This window comes from Formosa sejongensis, assembly GCF_033447105.1.
Classification (GTDB): Bacteria; Bacteroidota; Bacteroidia; order Flavobacteriales; family Flavobacteriaceae; genus Formosa.
Genome location: NZ_JAWQUN010000008.1, coordinates 45,062 through 63,621, shown reverse-complemented (window position 1 = coordinate 63,621; position 18,560 = coordinate 45,062). Strand labels below are relative to the sequence as shown.

At 33.1% G+C, this 18,560-nt stretch carries 15 protein-coding genes; 11 read left to right on the top strand and 4 right to left on the bottom strand.

What is annotated here, in order from left to right; all coding sequences use genetic code 11:
• Positions 1-63: 63 nt before the first annotated feature.
• The 3 genes from R6X41_RS10060 to R6X41_RS10050 form a co-directional block, all read right to left on the bottom strand.
• On the bottom strand, positions 64-1,314 hold the full coding sequence (locus tag R6X41_RS10060) for a type II toxin-antitoxin system HipA family toxin (protein WP_318499881.1): 1,251 nt from the start codon (positions 1,312-1,314) through the stop codon (positions 64-66).
• A 2-nt stretch (positions 1,315-1,316) separates the two neighbouring features.
• Entirely contained in the window at positions 1,317-1,631 is a 315-nt protein-coding gene (locus tag R6X41_RS10055; RefSeq protein ID WP_318499879.1) for a helix-turn-helix transcriptional regulator, read from the bottom strand.
• 129 nt (positions 1,632-1,760) lie between these two features.
• Positions 1,761-2,975 carry a site-specific integrase gene (locus tag R6X41_RS10050; protein ID WP_318499878.1) on the bottom strand — a complete coding sequence of 405 codons (1,215 nt, stop codon included), beginning with the start codon at positions 2,973-2,975 and terminating at the stop codon, positions 1,761-1,763.
• A gap of 305 nt (positions 2,976-3,280) precedes the next feature.
• On the opposite strand from R6X41_RS10050, the gene R6X41_RS10045 reads away from it, so the two are divergent.
• From R6X41_RS10045 to R6X41_RS10010, 8 genes are all read left to right on the top strand, one after another.
• Complete coding sequence (locus R6X41_RS10045; protein ID WP_318499876.1) at positions 3,281-3,610, top strand: hypothetical protein; 330 nt, start codon at positions 3,281-3,283, stop codon at positions 3,608-3,610.
• Between the two features lie 1,330 nt (positions 3,611-4,940).
• On the top strand, positions 4,941-5,495 hold the full coding sequence (locus R6X41_RS10040) for a restriction endonuclease subunit S (RefSeq protein ID WP_318499874.1): 555 nt from the start codon (positions 4,941-4,943) through the stop codon (positions 5,493-5,495).
• A gap of 5 nt (positions 5,496-5,500) precedes the next feature.
• Complete coding sequence (locus R6X41_RS10035; RefSeq protein ID WP_318499872.1) at positions 5,501-7,027, top strand: type I restriction-modification system subunit M; 1,527 nt, start codon at positions 5,501-5,503, stop codon at positions 7,025-7,027.
• A 3-nt stretch (positions 7,028-7,030) separates the two neighbouring features.
• Complete coding sequence (locus R6X41_RS10030; RefSeq protein WP_318499869.1) at positions 7,031-8,038, top strand: virulence RhuM family protein; 1,008 nt, start codon at positions 7,031-7,033, stop codon at positions 8,036-8,038.
• A complete protein-coding gene (locus R6X41_RS10025; RefSeq protein ID WP_318499868.1) occupies positions 8,038-9,285 on the top strand; it encodes a restriction endonuclease subunit S in 1,248 nt (415 codons plus the stop codon). Before R6X41_RS10030 ends, R6X41_RS10025 begins: the two co-directional genes overlap by 1 nt.
• Positions 9,286-9,386: 101 nt before the next feature.
• Complete coding sequence (locus tag R6X41_RS10020; protein WP_318499866.1) at positions 9,387-9,524, top strand: hypothetical protein; 138 nt, start codon at positions 9,387-9,389, stop codon at positions 9,522-9,524.
• Positions 9,525-9,713: 189 nt separating this feature from the next.
• A complete protein-coding gene (locus tag R6X41_RS10015) occupies positions 9,714-12,941 on the top strand; it encodes a type I restriction endonuclease subunit R (RefSeq protein ID WP_318499865.1) in 3,228 nt (1,075 codons plus the stop codon).
• Entirely contained in the window at positions 12,941-13,636 is a 696-nt protein-coding gene (locus R6X41_RS10010; RefSeq protein ID WP_318499864.1) for a M48 family metallopeptidase, read from the top strand. The genes R6X41_RS10015 and R6X41_RS10010 overlap by 1 nt, the downstream gene beginning before the upstream one ends.
• A gap of 844 nt (positions 13,637-14,480) precedes the next feature.
• Here R6X41_RS10010 and R6X41_RS10005 read toward each other — a convergent pair.
• Complete coding sequence (locus tag R6X41_RS10005) at positions 14,481-14,573, bottom strand: hypothetical protein (RefSeq protein WP_318499983.1); 93 nt, start codon at positions 14,571-14,573, stop codon at positions 14,481-14,483.
• A gap of 356 nt (positions 14,574-14,929) precedes the next feature.
• Here R6X41_RS10005 and R6X41_RS10000 point away from each other — a divergent pair, with 356 nt between their 5' ends.
• The 3 genes from R6X41_RS10000 (at position 14,930) to R6X41_RS09990 (ending at position 18,531) form a co-directional block, all read left to right on the top strand.
• The gene (locus tag R6X41_RS10000; protein ID WP_318499862.1) at positions 14,930-15,298 is read left to right on the top strand and encodes a hypothetical protein; all 369 of its coding nucleotides are present in this window, start codon (positions 14,930-14,932) and stop codon (positions 15,296-15,298) included.
• A 320-nt stretch (positions 15,299-15,618) separates the two neighbouring features.
• The gene (locus tag R6X41_RS09995; protein ID WP_318499861.1) at positions 15,619-16,542 is read left to right on the top strand and encodes a hypothetical protein; all 924 of its coding nucleotides are present in this window, start codon (positions 15,619-15,621) and stop codon (positions 16,540-16,542) included.
• 3 nt (positions 16,543-16,545) lie between these two features.
• Complete coding sequence (locus R6X41_RS09990) at positions 16,546-18,531, top strand: TonB-dependent receptor plug domain-containing protein (RefSeq protein ID WP_318499860.1); 1,986 nt, start codon at positions 16,546-16,548, stop codon at positions 18,529-18,531.
• Positions 18,532-18,560: the final 29 nt, after the last annotated feature.

Below are 18,560 nucleotides of genomic sequence, written 5' to 3'. Positions count from 1 at the left end.
GGATTGCAGAAATTCATATTGAAAAAAATATAGGGGTGATGTTGGCTTAATATAAACTAAACCTTAAATAAAAGCCTCTGCCTTACGTTCTTGTTCCAATCGTGAAATACCATATCTATTAGCAAATGTTTTCCATTGTGAAACAACAGCTCGAATTTTATCAATAATAATTTCTCCTTCCTCTTTTTCAATTCTAAAATAAGGAGCAACTTCTAAAGCCAAGTCAAGATCTAAGGTATTATCATCTTCAGAAATATTTAATTTTAAACCCATTCCTGTTTCTACAGGGTTTATATCGTATGCAGGAGATAATACCCATCCTTTTTTCGTCAATAAAAAACCATGGTTCCTTAGGTGGTCGTCTGTATTGGAAACACAAATACTTAAAACAATTCTTCGCCATAACTGTTTTAAGTCTTTTTCTGGATGCGCTCCATGTTTTGTGATAAAATCTACCAATTCTAGATAACTAGCTCCAGAAGATGCATCTGTGCCATCTGTATAGCCTAATAATGTCATTGCAGATGCGAAATGGATTCTTTTACCTGTATTAGTTCTATCGAAACGCTTAGTTAAAAATGTATGTTGATTACTGCTAAATTTTTCGGCTTTAGAATCTGCCATGTCAATACCAGATTGAATAGCTAATTGATACGTTACCATTTCCCAAGCACCAATATCGTCACCATCATTTTTACTCGGAAATTTAGCAATCCATAAATTTCCTTTGTTATCTAAAACACTTGCTTTTGGTCTTGCTCCTCCTAAAGAAGAACCAGGTGAAACCAACATTTGTAACCACTTTAAATAATCAGGATCGTCTAAACTATCATCATCTTCCAATCGCAAGCTTATTTGCTCTAATTCCCTAATTGACGTCCAAGGTGGACTTGCTAATTCTTTATTGTCATTTAAAAAAGAACCTTCTTTATCCAATTTAAAACGTAAAGCACCCATTCTATGTTCATCAAAAACACCTAATAGAAAATCTGTTTCAAATAATTTATCCGTTTTTCTTTCTTCTTTCCTAGCAAGTGCAGCTTCTCTTCTTTTCATTAGCACTCTACCCCAACGGTCTGGAGAGGAATCCAAAAATAATCCAAAATTAGATTTCTCGTCATTCAAATATTGTATGCCTTCAAACAAGCCTAGATCTGGATCTAATTGATATGCATAATCAGATTGTAACCAATCTTTATGGTAAGCGAAGGAAAAGATTTCTTTTCCTCTTAAAGTCTCTGAATATAATTCGCCAACCAATACAGCTGAACCTAATTCTGCCCAGTCCGCATAAACATATATAGTCCTTTTCATTTTTAGTTTCTTTTTGGAGCACGTTCTTTAGTTGTTAATCCAATATCTTGAAGTTTTCTCCCTAGAACATCATCTTTAGCAATATTTAAAATATCTTTTTCTAAACCGAGCACATTTAAAACTTTAATGTAAATACCTATACTAACAGAACTTTTCCCTTTCTCAATAGAGTATAGGGTTCTTCTGCTAGTGCCTGCGCGCTCTGCAACTTGATCTGCACTTAATTTCCGTCTAAGACGGGCTAATTTTATTTGTTCGCCCATTTCTTCCAATAGGCGCTCTAGTTTCGGTAATAATATTGAATTAGTTTTAGACATAACGGGTAGTATATTACACAAATGTACATAATTTGAGTAATATAATGCTTGTTAAAAATTTATTACTAAAATTAATTTATGCCGATAAACATTAAGAACCCTCTGAATTTTATATAGATACACATTAATTTAGGAGGTTAAAAGTAAATCACAAGCTTCGTCCACTTCAAAATCTTCAAAACTTTTTAAGTATGCTTTTGTAGTACTTAATTCTTGATGTCCTAAACTGGCACTAATAACTTCATCTGAAACACCTTTTTTTCGCATACAAGTGGCATAACTATGTCTAGCAACATAACTAGTGATGTTGTGGCTAATATCGCATAATTGTCTAATTTCTTTTAAGCTGGTATTAAATTGTTTAAGTACCTTATGTTTTCTGTTATCTATTTGGCTTGGAGTTAGGTTTTCTTTTAGTAAAATAGGAAACACATATTGTGTTGAGGGGTTACTGTTTTTATAGTAAGTTAAGATGTCTTTTATGGGATCTATTATTTTAATTGAAAAATTATAGTTTGTTTTTGATCGGGTGTAGTAAATGCGTTCTTTAGAAATATTGTCCCATTTTAATTTCATCATGTCTGTAAAGTTCATCCCTCTAGTGTAGAAACTAAAAATGAAATAGTTTCTAGCATTTAGTAAATGTGGATTGGTAGAATAGTCGAATGTTTCAATTATAGTAATGTCTGTCATCCCAAGGGCTCTTTTTATGCTAGACCCTTTAAGTTTTGATATTTTATAAATCTTGAACGGGTAATTGGCTTCTTTTATAAGATCTCGATTAATAGCTAAATTATAAATGGCTCTAATTGTTCTCATTTTCACTCCAATTCCACCACTAGTACCACCTCTTTTTCTTAAATGGACTTCATATCGGTATAGATAATCGGCATTTAAGGCTTCAAAAGCTAAAGTGGAGCCTTTATTAAATTTTTTTAATGAGTTAGATGTTTCTTTATTCACCTTCGAGGTGCCAATTCGGCCACTATCTACCATTTCTTTTATAATGGTGTCAAAAAAAACAAAAACGTCATTTTGGAGTGGGTTTGAGAATAATCTCAATTCTTTTTCAAGGGCACTAAAACTGAAATCTTTGTCGTCAATCTCAAAATTATTAATGATTTTGAGTACCTTACTTTTGAATTTATTAAGGACTCTATTGTTTTGAGTACTATTTTCATGTTTTGAATTGAATTCGCCAGTTTTGTTATTCCATTCTTTTATGGTCGAATTAAATGGTGTTCGAAAATGTTTGGATTTTCGTAAATGAGTGACTCTTAAATAAATTGGAAATTTATTTGAATGAAGTTTAGTTTTTCTTAAAACGATTTTAATTGAAGGCATAGCAAAGAAAGTTTAAGTACAACATTAGTACAACAAATGAGGGGTTAAAAGTAAATCAAATAAATATAAATGAAAATATTTTTAACATAAAGTATTGATAATCAGTATTTAAAACAGCAAATGAAAATTTAAGAAACCAAAAGAATTCTAAATAATTGGGACTCATAATCAGGTGGTCCCTGGTTCGAGCCCAGGTGGGACCACTTCAATAATGGCAAGCCTTTCGAGAAATCGAGAGGCTTTTTTTATGATCACAGGTCAAACATTTCTAGATATTAAATTTTACTTTTTTGTAGTTTTGATTTATGAGTTGTACAGCAGAAAATCCTTTAGCATTTTTTGATTGGTATCTAGAAACTGAAATTTATAAAGACCTTAAAGAATTTTATACTAATATTTCTGAAGAGCACTACTTTAATAATATTGATAAAACAGATAAGGTTAATCGTACTATTAGAGTGCTTAATATTTATGATTTAGGTGAAGGAGATTCTGAGTATATTACATTTTCTTTTGAAGGTTCTGTTAAATCTATACTACTGGAAGAGGTTAAGCGATCAGAAGCATTAGTTGAACTAGGTTTTCAAGAACGTTTTCTGATGTTAAAGAAGTTAATGCGTATGCTGATTTTCTAAGAATAAAATTTAATAGCTTTAATAGTAATACAGCATATAAAGATTTTCCTTTTTTTGTCTACTTATTTTAATCAGCTAGAAAGTTTAGTGAACCAGTATTCGAAACAACTTACAAATTACTCATCTACTCTGTTATCATTTTATTTCGATATGTTATTTACAAATAATATTGAGAAGGTTAAAAGTTCCTTTATAGGGAATACTACTTTGCAAAAAAAACAATTTAGACACCTCTTTTAAATTTATTTTCATAAAATCAGTCTTCCCTTATTTTTATTTCTCTGCATATTTCCTAAACCCTCTGATACTTTGAAAAATAAAGGCACCTAAAACAATTCTATGTAGCAAATGGATCGGACAGTCAAAAAAAGGAAATAATCTATTGTTTTTGTATATGGCTTCAGTAACCAGCACAGAGAATGTGATGAAATCTTGAGGATGATTATGGGAGTATTCATCTTCGTATTTACATGTGTAATCACCTTCGTTTGTTTCGGTTAGGATTTCTAAAAAAAGCGCATTATTACAAAATATCTTGGACACAACGTCAAAGTTTCCATTGTCCATTCCGCTCCTGCTGAAATGCGCATGAACTCCATGTTCAACTCCAGCTTCAAAAGTTAAGTATGCTTAATTCTAGTTTCAAATCTACAATTTCAAAGCAAGCAACATAGCCGTTTTTAGGATATATAATTCTAAATTAAAGGATGATTTTAATAAATAAAATTCAAACAATAAACATCTTAAAATGAGAAGGATAAATACAGAAGTTAAAATCTAGTAGTAGTTTAAAAAAGGTTAATGGTTTTTCATATTTTGGATCGGAAGAAAGAGAGGGGTAAGAGGGTAACCCGCTGCGCGAAGTTAGGAAGTCTCTCTTTGGTTAAAACTACTTGTAAATCAGTAGTTTGTGTGTTTTTTTGAGATTTTTGTTTATTACAAATTTCAATGTTTTTCACGTAAAATGTCTCTGAGCCCAGTAAAATCAACACTAAATTCCCGGAAAAATGGATAAAGGACACGAAAAAGAACGATTTATTAGCTTGAGTATAAAAAACTCAGTAGCTAAAAAAATTAACTATTTTTAAAACGGAAAAATTATGTGGTATAATTACTCTTCACCTTCTTTCCAAATGTAAATCTCATCAAGACTTAACTTCATTTCTAGATATAATTGTATAATTATATCTTTATATAAAACTTATTACCGCCTTCCATTCCCTTAAGAAATGAAATAAATTGTACACAGATAACAACAAAAAAAATACATTTTATTAGGCGTGTATTTTAATTTAAAATATATATTTGTACACGGATAACAACTAATAAAATGAAATTAAAAGAAATCACATCTATATCTTCAGGGGTAAATGGACGTAGAAATCCGCAAGGAGAAATCTACTACTTAGGGGCTAGTGATTTTACAGAAACTCACACTATCGACCCATTTATCGAACCTGCTTTGATGCCATCTTCAAAGTTCGGAAAACATTTTTTAAAGAAAGGCGATGTCATCGTTTTAGCAAAGGGACATCACGGCTTTATTGCTCACAATATAATAGATGATTCAAAATCTATGGTTGCATCTTCTGTCTTTATGGTGTTAAAAAATGTAGTAAACGCTGTAACTCCGCAATATATTGCTTGGTATATTAATCTAAAAAGCACACAAAAAGAGTTGCGTGGTTATAGTCGTGGTACTGCATTACCTGCCATTAACCGAACAATACTTGGTGATTTAGATATAAAAATACCACCTTTAAGTATTCAAAAAAATATTGTAGCTATAGATGAACTCAAAAAACGAGAATCAAAATTATTGAAAGAATTAGATTGTTTAAAAACCACTCAATTAGAATTATTATTATTATTAAATAAAATTTAGAAATTATGAACAATAAAATTAAATCAGTAGACATTAATAGAATCATTTGGCAAGCCTGTGACACTTTTAGAGGAGTTATAGATCCTAGTCAATACAAAGACTACATTTTAGTCATGTTATTTTTAAAATATGTGTCAGACACCTACACCGAAAAGTATGAAGCATATCTTGAAAAATACGATAATAATATCGAAAGAGCTCAACGTGCAATGGCATCCGAGCGTTTTATAGTGCCAGAACATAGCCACTTTAATTCTTTATACACTAAACGTAACGAATCTAATATAGGCGAATTAATAGATATTGCTTTAGAAGATTTACAAGAAGCAAATCGCGAAAAACTAACAAGTAGTGATGGCGCAGGGATTTTTAGAAACATCAGTTTTAATAGCAGTAATCTTGGAGATAAAAAAGATAAAAGTGCAAGACTAAAAAATCTACTAACAGACTTTAATAAGCTAGACTTAAAGCCATCGTCTTTAGAAGGGCAAGACGTATTGGGAGACACTTACGAGTTCTTAATCTCAAACTTTGCGAGCGATGCAGGTAAAAAAGCAGGTGAATTCTACACACCTAAGGAAGTTTCTACTCTATTAGCACGTTTAACTAAATCTAAGTCTGGTGCACGTATTTACGATCCAACTTGTGGTTCAGCATCATTATTAATTAAAGCAGGTCAGCAAGTAGGTGATAATAACTTTTCTTTATACGGACAAGAAGCCAACGGAAGCACTTGGGCATTAGCTGTAATGAATATGTTCTTACATGGCTTCGACAATGCCTCAATACGCTGGGGAGATACGTTGCGTAATCCTAAGCATACTGAGGGTGATAACCTTATGAAGTTTGACACCGTGGTAGCAAATCCTCCATTTTCACTTGACAAATGGGGACAAGAGGAAGCGGAAGAAGATAAATATAATCGTTTTAATAGAGGTGTTCCCCCTAAAAGCAAAGGCGACTGGGCATTTATTAGTCACATGATAGAGAGTGCCTACGAAGACACAGGAATGGTGGGCGTAGTAGTGCCACACGGTGTATTGTTTAGAGGTAGTGCAGAAGGACGTATCCGTAAACGTGTCATAGAAGATAATTTATTAGATGCCGTTATAGGTTTGCCTGCAAATTTATTTTTTGGTACTGGTATTCCTGCAGCGATTCTAATTTTCAATAAAGGAAAAGACAAACGTACAGAAACCTTATTTATAGATGCTAGCCAAGGATACGAAAGCGGTAAAAACCAAAATGTATTAGGACCAAAACACATTTCTGATATCGTTGAAACTTACCTTGAATTTCGCGAAAAAAAAGCAAATCCAGGTGTACTGAAAGAGAAATATAGTTATGTCTCTACATTATCCGAAATGGAAGAAAATGAATACAACCTTAACATACCTAGATATGTAGATACTTTTGAGGAAGAAGAAGAAATTAGTATTAGCGAAGTGCAAAATGAGATTTCTAAAATAGAAAGCGAATTGGTAGATGTGCAACAGAAAATGCAAGAGTATCTAAAAGAATTAAGTTTATAGTTTATGGAAGAACAAAATAACATCATTATTTACACAGCCGATGATGGTAAAGTATCTATAGCATTATTTGAAAGAGATGGTAGTGTTTGGTTAAATCAAAATCAATTAGCTCAACTTTTTGTCACCTCTAAGCAGAATATTAGCCTGCATATAAATAACATATTGTCAGACAATGAATTAAGTGCTAATTCAGTTGTCAAGGAATACTTGACAACTGCCGTAGATGGTAAAGATTACAATATTACATTTTATACCTTAGAAATGATTCTTGCCATTGGCTATCGTGTACGTAGCAAACGTGGCGTACAATTTAGACAATGGGCAACCAGAAACCTTGCAGACTATATGCGTAAAGGTTTTATTATGGATGACGAGCGTCTTAAAAATCCTGATGGTCGTGCTGATTATTTTGATGAATTATTAGCACGCATTAGAGACATACGTGGCTCTGAAAAACGCTTCTACCAAAAAGTACGCGACCTGTTTAGTTTAAGTAGCGACTATGATGCTACCGATAAGGCGACCCAAATGTACTTTGCCGAAGCACAAAACAAACTACTATTTGCAGTAACAAAAAAAACAGCTGCAGAAATGATTGTAGCCCGTGCCGACGCCAAAAAATTAAATATGGGACTCACTAACTGGAAAGGCAGCGTGGTGCGAAAGCAAGACATAGCAATCGCTAAAAATTATCTTACCGCCGATGAGCTAGATAGTTTAAACAGATTAGTCGTTATCTTTTTAGAGCAAGCAGAGTTACGAGTTAAAAACCAAAAAGATCTAACTATGAATTACTGGCAAGGTAATTTAGATAAATTAATAGCTTTTAATGAGTTTCCTGTACTTAAAACATCGGGGAGCATAAGTAAAACCATTATGGAGAAAAAGGTGAAAGCACATTATATGGCTTTCGATAAACTCCGTAAAACAGAAGCTGCACAAGAAGCAGACAGGCAAGATTTAGAAGATTTAAAAGCGCTTGCAGAGCAAATTAAAACCAAAAAACAATAATGGAGCTACAAGCAATAGAAAATAAAAAAGGTTTTAAAGAAACCAAGTTGGGTTGGATTCCTGAGGATTGGAACGTAGTAAATCTTAGTAAAATTGGAACCTTCAAAAAAGGAAAAGGAATTTCAAAGTCTGAAATTAAAAAAGAAGGACTTCAATGTATTAGATACGGTGAGCTGTATACGTATTATGATAACACTTTTAAAGAAACAGTTTCTTTTATAGATAAAGAAACAAGTAGAAAAAGTAAGCTTCTAGCTTATGGAGATGTGCTAATTACTTGTTCAGGTGAAGATCGGTATGAAATCGGTAAGGCAGTGGCTTTTATTGGATCAAAGGAAACATATGCAGGTGGAGACTTAATGATTTACAATTCGAATAAATTAAATAGCCCATATTTAGCTGCTTTTTTAAATTCATCAATGGCAATAAAACAGAAGATAGCTTTAGCGCAGGGATATTCAGTAGTACATATATATTCATCGCAAATATCTGAGTTGAATATTCCGATGCCACCACTACTAGAACAAACAGCAATAGCAAATTGCCTAAGCACTTGGGACATTGCAATTACAAAACTAAACAATTTAATAAAAGCAAAACAACAGCTTAAAAAAGCTCTAATGCAACACTTGTTAAGTGGCAAAAAACGCTTGCCTGGGTTTAGTGAGGAGTGGGAAGAAAAACGTATTGAAGAATTTGCTGATGAATACAGTCAGAAAAATGAAACCAATGATGACATTGAAGTCTTATCCTGCACTAAATATGATGGACTAGTGCCTTCATTAGAGTATTTCGGGAGGCAAGTTTTTGGAGATGATTTATCAAAATACAAAGTAGTCCCTCGCAATTACTTTGCTTATGCTACAAATCACATAGAAGAAGGTTCTATTGGTTATCAAGATTTTAATGAGTGCGGCTTAGTCAGCCCTATGTATACTGTTTTTAAAACTAATGAAACCATAGATGATATTTACTTATTCAAAGTACTTAAATCACATAAACTAATCCATGAATACAACCGTAGAATGGAAGGCTCTATTGATCGTCGTGGAGGTCTTAGATGGAAAAATTTTAGAGGTATTAAGCTAAATATACCACCTCTAAAAGAACAAACCGCAATAGCTCAAGTTCTAAACACAGCAGATCAAGAAATAAACCTCTTAATTAACCAACGAAACCAATTGCAATTGCAAAAAAAAGGATTAATGCAGCAATTACTAACTGGTAAAAAAAGATTGAAAATATAATTAAAATACACTAAGGAAATTAAATTTATGGAAAGCAATTACGAATACAATATATATATTGACGAGAGCTGCCATTTAGAAAATGACAAGCAGCCCTTAATGTGTATTGGTTACATGAAAAAGATTATGTCGTAATCATAAGAGAAATAACCGATGCTTTACAATTGGTAACTGCTTTTAAAGTAGATAGTATAGAAGTAAATAGATATAAGAAGTGGTACTATGAATACGAAAATTAAAGGCAAAAAAAAACCTCACTTCGTAAGTGAGGAACGTATCTTTAGGCAATACGAACGATGCAACAAGTGCTAAGCCAAGTCCTGTACCCTTTGGGTAATGACATTGCAAAAGTAATTAAATTTTACTTGTAAACAAAATATCAACAAGCACATCACTCCTGTTATAGTGGTTTTGCAAACAATAAAACTATGGATACACCTTCGTTTAAAGAAGATCATATTTCACAAATACCTGCACTGCAGTTATTAATTAATATGGGCTACAACTACCTAAATCAAGAAGAAGCTTTAAGTGCTAGAAGCAATAAAACATCAAGTATTTTATTAGAAGGTATTTTACGTTCTCAATTACACAAAATTAATAAAGCACGTGTCTCTTCAGGTAAATCGGTTCCATTTACAGATAATAATATTGAAAATGCAATTATTGCATTAAGAGATATTCCTATGGTAGATGGCTATATGGTAACTAGCGAAAAATTATACGAGCTTCTTACGCTAGGCGTTTCATTGGATCAAAGCATTGAAGGCGATCGTAAAAGTTTTGATTTACATTATGTAGACTGGAAGAATCCTGAGAATAACATATTTCACGTAACAGAAGAGTTTAGCGTACTTCGCTCAGGGTTAAAAGAACAGTATCGAACAGATATAGTCCTTTTCGTAAATGGTATTCCACTTTGTGTTATAGAGTGCAAAAGACCAGATATGAAAGAACCTATAACTCAGGCAATTTCTCAGAATTTACGTAATCAGAAAGAAGATGGTATTCGACCTCTTTATGCAATGGCACAATTGGTAATGTCTATAACTGTAAATGAAGGCAGCTATGCTACCACAGGCACACCAGAAAAGTTTTGGGCTCAATGGCAGGAGGATTTTAAAAAACCAAATGCAGTAATAGACAAAGCAAAAGAAGATCATTATTATCAAAGTTTGTCTAAACTAAAAAACACGCCTATTCCAGATTCAATTAAGCAACGTTTATTTACGGATCGCTTTTATTATGTGAGAACATATTTTGACGCTTTAGAAGAAGAAGAAATAAAAGCAACACCACAAGATGAATATTTATACAATCTATGCCGTAAAGAACGCTTGCTAGACCTTATATATAATTTCACTTTATATGATAACGGAGCAAAGAAAATAGCGAGATACCAACAGTTTTTTGCCATTAAAAAAGCAATGAGGCAGATTGTAAAAGGAAACAAAGACGACCAACGCACAGGAGGAGTTGTTTGGCATACTCAAGGAAGTGGAAAATCTTTAACAATGGTAATGCTCGCACAGGCTATTGCTATGGAATCGAGTATTATAAACCCTAAATTAATTTTGGTTACAGACCGAACAGATTTAGACACCCAAATTACAGGGACGTTTAGAAAATGCGGTATGGATGTAGACAATGCTAAAACGGGTTCGCAATTAATAGAATTACTACATACAGAAAGTGATGCAGTAGTTACTACCATTATTAATAAATTTGAAACAGCCGTAAAGAAAATTAAAACACCTCTAACTAGTAATAATATATTTGTATTAGTAGATGAAGGGCACCGTACTCAACACGGAACGTTTAATATTGAAATGCAAAAAACACTACCAAATGCTTGCTTCATTGCATTTACAGGAACACCATTATTTAAAAAAGATAAAAGCACACTATCAAAATTCGGAACACTTATAGACAGTTACACTGTAGATCAGGCTGTAAAAGATAAAGCTGTAGTACCGCTATTATATGAAGGACGACACGCATTACAAGATGTAAATGCCACCCCTTTAGATAATTTTTTCAATATGGTATCAGAGCCATTAAGCGATTACGAAAAGGCAGATCTAAAAAAGAAGTTCTCAAGAGCTAATCAACTTAATATTGCTGATCAAAAAATTCTTGCAATTGCTTGGGATATCACTAAGCATTATGAGAAGAATTTTCAAAATACTAAATTCAAAGGTCAAATTGTTTGCCAATCTAAAGCAGCAGCGGTTAAGTATAAAAACTATTTAGACGAAATAGGACGTGTAACATCGGCACTTGTAATTTCTCCACCAGATGAACGAGAAGGAGAAGATTCGGCTTATGGCAAGACAGACGATTTAGTGAAGATATTTTGGCATAAAATGATGGATGAGCACGGTTCTCCAAATAAATATCAAAAGAATATTGTAAACCGTTTTAAAAACGATGATGACCCCGAGTTAATTATAGTTGTAGATAAACTCCTTACAGGTTTTGATGCTCCCAATAACACTGTTCTGTATTTAACGAGAAAATTAATAGGACATACTTTACTACAAGCAATTGCTCGTGTAAATAGAGTAAGTCCAGATAAAGATTTCGGATATATAATAGATTATTATGGCGTTTTAGAAGAATTGGATAAAGCATTAAAAACCTACTCTACTTTTGGAGATTTTGATGAGGAACAATTAGAAGGCACGCTTACAAATATTAGCGAAGAAGTAGATCAATTACCACAAATACACAGTGACCTTTGGAAACTATTCTCTCCTGTTACTAATAAGAAAGATGCTGAAGGATACCAACAACTATTAAGAGACGAAGCGTTACGAAACAAGTTTTACGACCAATTAGCAAAATATGCACGTATTTTAAAACTAGCCTTATCATCAATTGTTTTTCATAAAGAAACCGAAGAGAAACGAATTTCCAAATACAAGGAAGATTTATCTTTCTTTATGAAACTTCGCTCTGCGGTAGCATCTAGATATTCTGACAAGATAGATTACAAAAAATACGACGGTCAAATACAGAAGCTTATAGATACTCATATACCGACTTCAGGTGTAGTAACACTTACAGATCTAGTAAATATTTTCGATAGAGATGCTTTTGAAGAAGAAATAGAAAAGGCAACAGGAAAAGCCGCTAAGGCAGATATGATTGCTTCAAGAACATCAAAACACATCTCTGAGAAAATGGATGAAGATCCAGCTTTTTACAAACGCTTTTCTCAACTTATTGAAAAAACAATAGAAGATTATTTACAAGGTAGGATTGATGAAACGGTTTATTTACAAAGAATTAAAGAAGCAAAAGACGCTGTTTTAAGCAGAACTGACTCGAATATACCTGCATCTCTCGAAGATAAAGAAGTAGCAAGAGCATTTTTCGGAATAGGTATTGAGGAATTTAGCGGAATATCTGAAGATAAAGAGATGGTATTATTAATAGCAGAAGAACTTGCATTAAAATCCGACAGTATTATTTTAGAATTAAAGCAAGTAGACTGGTCTAAAAGCGTTGATATACCAAAAAAGATGGTGTTCTTAATTGGTGATTTTATAATAGATGAAATTCGAGATAAATACGATCTCAAATTGAGCTTTCAAGAGATTGATAAAATTGCTGAACGTATTGTGGAAGTAGCGAAAATTAGATGCAAATAATGGAACGTTCACTAAAATATGGTCCTGAAGAGATCGTTTACACTTTGTACTTTCGAGAGAGAAAGACATTAGGAATTACGGTAAATCCAGACAGAACAACAGAGGTTAATGCTCCAATAGGTAGTAGTATAAAGAAAATAGAAGAAAAAATACATAAAAGAGCAGCTTGGATTTTAAAGCAACAAGATCATTTTTTATCTTTTGAACCTAGAGAAACGGCACGAAAATTTGTTTCAGGAGAATCTCATTTATACCTAGGAAGACAATATCAACTGCAACTTATAACTAGTAATGAAGAAAAAGTTAAACATATAGGAGGAAAAATTGAAGTAAGAACAATTAATTCCAGCAAAGCAGAAAAATTATTAGAAGCCTGGTATTTAGAAAAGGCAGAAACTTGGTTTCATAATATTGCAGAACCTTTAATAAATCACTTTAAAAAATATCGAGTAGAACCCAACAAGTTGGAAATAAGAAAAATGCAAAATCGTTGGGGGTCTTGTTCAACAAAAGGAAGAATATTATTAAATCCAGAACTTATAAAAGCGCCTAAGGCTTGCATAGAATATGTTATTACACATGAACTCTGCCACTTAGTGCATAGAGACCATACAAATGCTTTTTTCGAACTACAACAAAAAGAATTTCCAGAATGGAAGAAATGGAAAAATAAATTGGAAGTTTTATTGGCTTAATTATGCCTTCCCTAAATTATACGAATTGCTTTTGGATCTGCAATAGAAACCTAGACGATTAGTCGAATGGCTATGTGGCTTGTTTGAGTCTAAATATTTCTGTTTCTAAAAAGAAATGTCTTCATTTAATATTGAGCCAATTCTCTGTCCCCCCGAAGAGGAATAATTCAGCTTCGGATCTTAATTTGTACTTATGTATATAAAACCAATAGCGTCCTAAACGATTAGTCTCTTTTTCAAAAAAGATATAACGACGTTGACATTATAGAATTACTTGTACTGAGGGGATACTTTTTCTATGTAAGTTGAATTTTGTTTTTTTGTTGGCCTATCGAAAATTTATAGTAAAATTTGAAGAGAAAGTATCGTAAAATTTAAACCTGCCTGCCGGTAGGCAGGTTTGAGCTAAACGAATGTATCTACTTATCTGAATTTCAGTTGCGAGTTCTTTAAATTTAGATGGTGAACGAAAAATTTAGATAAAAGTTCGTAAGCCTAGATTTTTTTGGCTTGGTTTATCCAGAGCGAAGCCGAAGGATCTTTTTATCAATGAAAAAAATGAGCATTTAATATTATTTAGGACACGATTGATATAAAACCTATTCTGATTCTAAAGATTTAATAAAGGATTCTGTTAGAGTGTTATCTCAATAATTTCCCTTGCCTCTCATAGATTATTTGACTATACCTTTATAATTTTTAATAATAGAAGTGAGTTTTTCGCTTTTTTCTACCTTGATAGTCTACTTGTTGTCTATCTTTTAATGCTGTGGTATGGCTACCATCCAAATCACTACTTGATCCGGTCTATACTTGATTTATTATTCTTTAGGAGTTGTATCCATCAGGATTTCCAAACATCTTCTTTACACCATTTACGATAGTGCTCAAAAATGGTTTTATAATGTGATTTTTTGTCACTAAACAAACTTTCAATGGGTAAATATTCCCATTGAGCACCTGTCTTTAGCTTGTATAGAATAGCGTTAACTGTTTCTTATAAAGGTGCTTTTGGCTTAAAACCTCTTTTTGTTGCTGGTAAATATGGAACTATATTTAATTCTTTAATATCTTTGCTCAGTACTTGGTACAGTGGGTTGTGATTTTATGTTTCGCAACACAAATATCTGCAACCCTTTTATTTTTCTTTAAAGAAAGTCAAGATAACTTCAGTAACAACTTACAGGAAATCAAACTTTTTAGTTTCTTAATTTTATTTCTTTAACAAACGTAAAACCTACTATAAGCAGTTTAGAATTAGGAAAACTTAAAAAAAAACTTGAAATTTGCAGCGTGAAAACAGCAACACTTTTTTTAGCATTATTCTTGCTTCTTAAACCTCTAATCCCATTAGTGGAATATGCTGCGTTTTATGATTACATTAAAAACGAGCTTTGTGAAAACAAAGAAATAGTTGAAATGAAGTGTAATGGAAAATGTTATTTAGCTAAAGAAGTGGCTAAAGTTTCAGATACACCTGAGTCTGGAAACGATAAAAAACAAGTTTCTTTTGAAACACTAGTCGTTTTTTATCAGAACATAACAGAGAACACTTTTACATCATTCGTTTTTCACATAAACAAAACAAATATTTCTTCAGAATATAATAGGTCTTATACTTATCTAGATAAAGACTCTGTTTTTCACCCACCAAAAGTTTAATCCTGTCCGTTTTTTTAAAGTATTCTATTGATGTTTTTTATCAATAGTTGATTGAGTACGTTCAATTCTGAATGTGCCATCTGTATGCCTTTAAAAAAACTCAAAAATCAATTTTTCGTATTAACACAATAGGATCACCTATAATGTAATCGCGTGTTTTAAATTTTTAAAACATTGTGTTTTACGTTATGTGATGCTGTGTTTACAAAGATTTCAATCAGACAATCTCTAGGTTTACCTATGGGAAATTCTTAAGAAAATAATATCGACGTGGCTGCGAAAAGTATCGGGTATGCGAAGATTAAACAGGCATTAAACCTATGAAGTTTTCAAACTTTCTTGTCATTGCACTATGTATTGTAGTTGCATCTTGTACAATAGAAAAAACCGATTATGAGGCTGAAATAGCTACAGAAACAACAGAATATTTCGATTTCGAAGTGGTTACTTCTGTAACTTATGATGGCTATACTATTAACATAGAAGCCTTAAACGGTACGCTTTATAAAGGGTATAACGAAATTCATCTTACAATTAGTGATTCTCAAACAGAAGAGCCTTTAGAGTATTTAGATGTATCTTTTTTACCTATAGTAATAGATGTTAATGGTAATAAAACCTCTTGTCCGCATAGTTATAATTTAGACTATAATGCAGCAGAAGGCTATTATTCAGGCTACACTGTTTTTACAAGCGAAAGTGATACTACAGTAAGCTGGCAGGCATATATTGATTTTCAGATTAACTCTCAATCGTACGCTATTAATCAAACTATTACCATTGAAGAACAATCTAATATGAATCTAAATATGACTGCCTTTACTGCTAGTGATAACGAGCAATATTTTATTGCGTTAGTGTCTCCGCAAAGTCCAGGTATTTCAGAAAACGATTTGGTTGCAGGGATTTACAAATACAATAAGCCAGAGCAGCCTGCGGGAACGTTTCCTGATTTGTCACAGTATTCATACGCAATTGTTAAGGGTTATACCTTGTTGTTAGATCCAAGAATGCCTGAACCTTCTATGGGGAATCATTCGTCTCCAAACAATCAAAATTTAACGCAGCAAAGCGATAGTTTATATCACGGTGTGGTGAATTATACGATGACTGGAAATTGGACATTGAATTTCATTTTTCAGAATGAAGATGGACAAACGCTAAAAGGGGCAGAGGTTTCTACAGATTTTACACCAGGAATTGAAGGTGCGAAAAGTGATCTTTTTATAGACATTTTATTCTAGAGTATGAAAAGAATAACACTCGCCATACTATTCCTGGGAACATTTGCAAGTGCTCAAACTATACCGGTTAAAACCGATAGTTTGGATGTGGTCTTGGATGAGGTTTTAATTATTGCGGCTAAAAAATCTAAAATTGAAACGGATATGAAAATGGCTGTTTCTGTTGATGAATTTCTAGCATCTTCCGATAATATAAGCTTTATAAAAAGAGGCGCTTATGCTTGGGAACCGCTACTTAATAATATGAGTACGGAGCGTTCTATGGTTACTATTGATGGGATGCATGTGTTCGGAGCGTGTACAGATAAAATGGATCCAGTTACGTCTTATGTCGAAAGTAATAATCTTTCAGATATCGATATTAAATCGGGACAGGAGGGAAGTATGCATGGTGCGACTGTGGCAGGAAGTATTGATTTGAAACGTAAAAGTACTGCGTTTGGACTCGGTCAGGTCTGGAATGGGGCCTATCAAGCGGGTTATGAGTTTAATAATAATCAGTTTTTTAACCTCGGAAATGTATCGTATTCAAGCGATAAATTGGTTGCCGATGCGAGTTTGTCGTATCGTAAAGCAGGAAATTATACCGATGGAAATAATGATGAGGTTGAGAATTCGCAATTCGAAAAATTCAACACCTCATTAGGATTGGCCTATAAAACAAGTGACTTGTCTTCTATGCGTGTCGATGCTATTTTTGATGAAGCTAGAGATGTGGGATATCCTGCGCTACCAATGGACTTGTCGCTTTCTAGAGCACTGATTACATCTGTCGGGTACAAGCAGTTTTTTGAAGATAAACTCTTAAAGGTTTGGGACACTAAAGTGTATTACAACGCTATCGAGCACTATATGGATGATACGACACGACCAGAAAATTTAGTACATATGGATATGCCTGGTTGGAGTACGACTTATGGTTTGCTGTCTAATGTAAATTTGAAAAAAGGAAATTATGCTGCAGAAATTCAGTTAAATGCTTATGATAATTTATCTATTGCAGAGATGCGTATGTATCCTCAAGATCGAAGTGAAACGACAATGTTTGCTTACAGTTGGCCTTGGGTAACGACGCGTTATGCTGGCTTGTCGATGAGTAATACATGGGATATTTCTGAACGTAGTCTGATAAGTTTTGGAGCAACTTTGGGTGTGAATTACAATTATTCAAAATATATAGAATTCAATTGGATTTTTCATCCGGGAGCACCTCAGGAAAAGACACGGTTTTTGCCAAATTTATACGCGAGCTACCAGTTTAATACTGGTGGATTTGATGCATCTATTGGAGGAGGTTACGGACATAGAGCACCTTCTGTATCTGAAGGATACGGCTATTATATCTATAACAGTTTCGATAGATACGATTACATTGGAAATCCTGATTTAGAGAATGAAATTTCTTATGAAGCCAACGCAAGTGCAGGTTTTAAAAATGAAAAGGGAGGAATTCAGGCACAGGTAAACTATTTCTATATTCAGAATTACATCATCGGGAGAATTTTAAGTCAGGGTAGTCCAATGAATTATCAGTCGGTTGGAGTTAAAGGCTATACCTCTTTGGAGTATGCTACTTTGTTCAACTTTTCATTGAATGCGAACTATTCCATTTTAAATAATTTACACTGGGATGGTACAATAACGTATGCTCGTGGCTTGGATGATGATAAAAATAATTTACCGTTTATCCGACCATTTAGTTATCAAACGTCCTTGCATTATTCGTATAAAAACTTTGGATTTTTAACGTCGATAAATGGCGATTTAGAACAGGTTAATTATAGTCCAGAATATGGGGAAGATGAAACGCCGTCGTATACCAATTGGAATGTGTCTGCAGATTACAGCTTTTACATTAAAAATCACAAAACAGTTGTTCAAGTAGGGGCAGAAAATGTATTTAATACGTTCTATACCACCTATGCAGATTGGGGAAATATCCCAAGAATGGGACGTAATATATTTACGTCGTTAAAAATAAATTTATAAACATGGATGCAAAAAATTGTAATCTATAC

What these genes read in the sequence shown, in the direction of transcription:
- R6X41_RS10060 (WP_318499881.1), bottom strand. Translation starts at nt 1,314, where the DNA reads ATGAAAAGGACTATATATGTTTATGCGGACTGGGCAGAATTAGGTTCA.
- R6X41_RS10055 (WP_318499879.1), bottom strand. Translation starts at nt 1,631, where the DNA reads ATGTCTAAAACTAATTCAATATTATTACCGAAACTAGAGCGCCTATTG.
- R6X41_RS10050 (WP_318499878.1), bottom strand. Translation starts at nt 2,975, where the DNA reads ATGCCTTCAATTAAAATCGTTTTAAGAAAAACTAAACTTCATTCAAAT.
- R6X41_RS10045 (WP_318499876.1), top strand. Translation starts at nt 3,281, where the DNA reads ATGAGTTGTACAGCAGAAAATCCTTTAGCATTTTTTGATTGGTATCTA.
- R6X41_RS10040 (WP_318499874.1), top strand. Translation starts at nt 4,941, where the DNA reads ATGAAATTAAAAGAAATCACATCTATATCTTCAGGGGTAAATGGACGT.
- R6X41_RS10035 (WP_318499872.1), top strand. Translation starts at nt 5,501, where the DNA reads ATGAACAATAAAATTAAATCAGTAGACATTAATAGAATCATTTGGCAA.
- R6X41_RS10030 (WP_318499869.1), top strand. Translation starts at nt 7,031, where the DNA reads ATGGAAGAACAAAATAACATCATTATTTACACAGCCGATGATGGTAAA.
- R6X41_RS10025 (WP_318499868.1), top strand. Translation starts at nt 8,038, where the DNA reads ATGGAGCTACAAGCAATAGAAAATAAAAAAGGTTTTAAAGAAACCAAG.
- R6X41_RS10015 (WP_318499865.1), top strand. Translation starts at nt 9,714, where the DNA reads ATGGATACACCTTCGTTTAAAGAAGATCATATTTCACAAATACCTGCA.
- R6X41_RS10010 (WP_318499864.1), top strand. Translation starts at nt 12,941, where the DNA reads ATGGAACGTTCACTAAAATATGGTCCTGAAGAGATCGTTTACACTTTG.
- R6X41_RS09995 (WP_318499861.1), top strand. Translation starts at nt 15,619, where the DNA reads ATGAAGTTTTCAAACTTTCTTGTCATTGCACTATGTATTGTAGTTGCA.
- R6X41_RS09990 (WP_318499860.1), top strand. Translation starts at nt 16,546, where the DNA reads ATGAAAAGAATAACACTCGCCATACTATTCCTGGGAACATTTGCAAGT.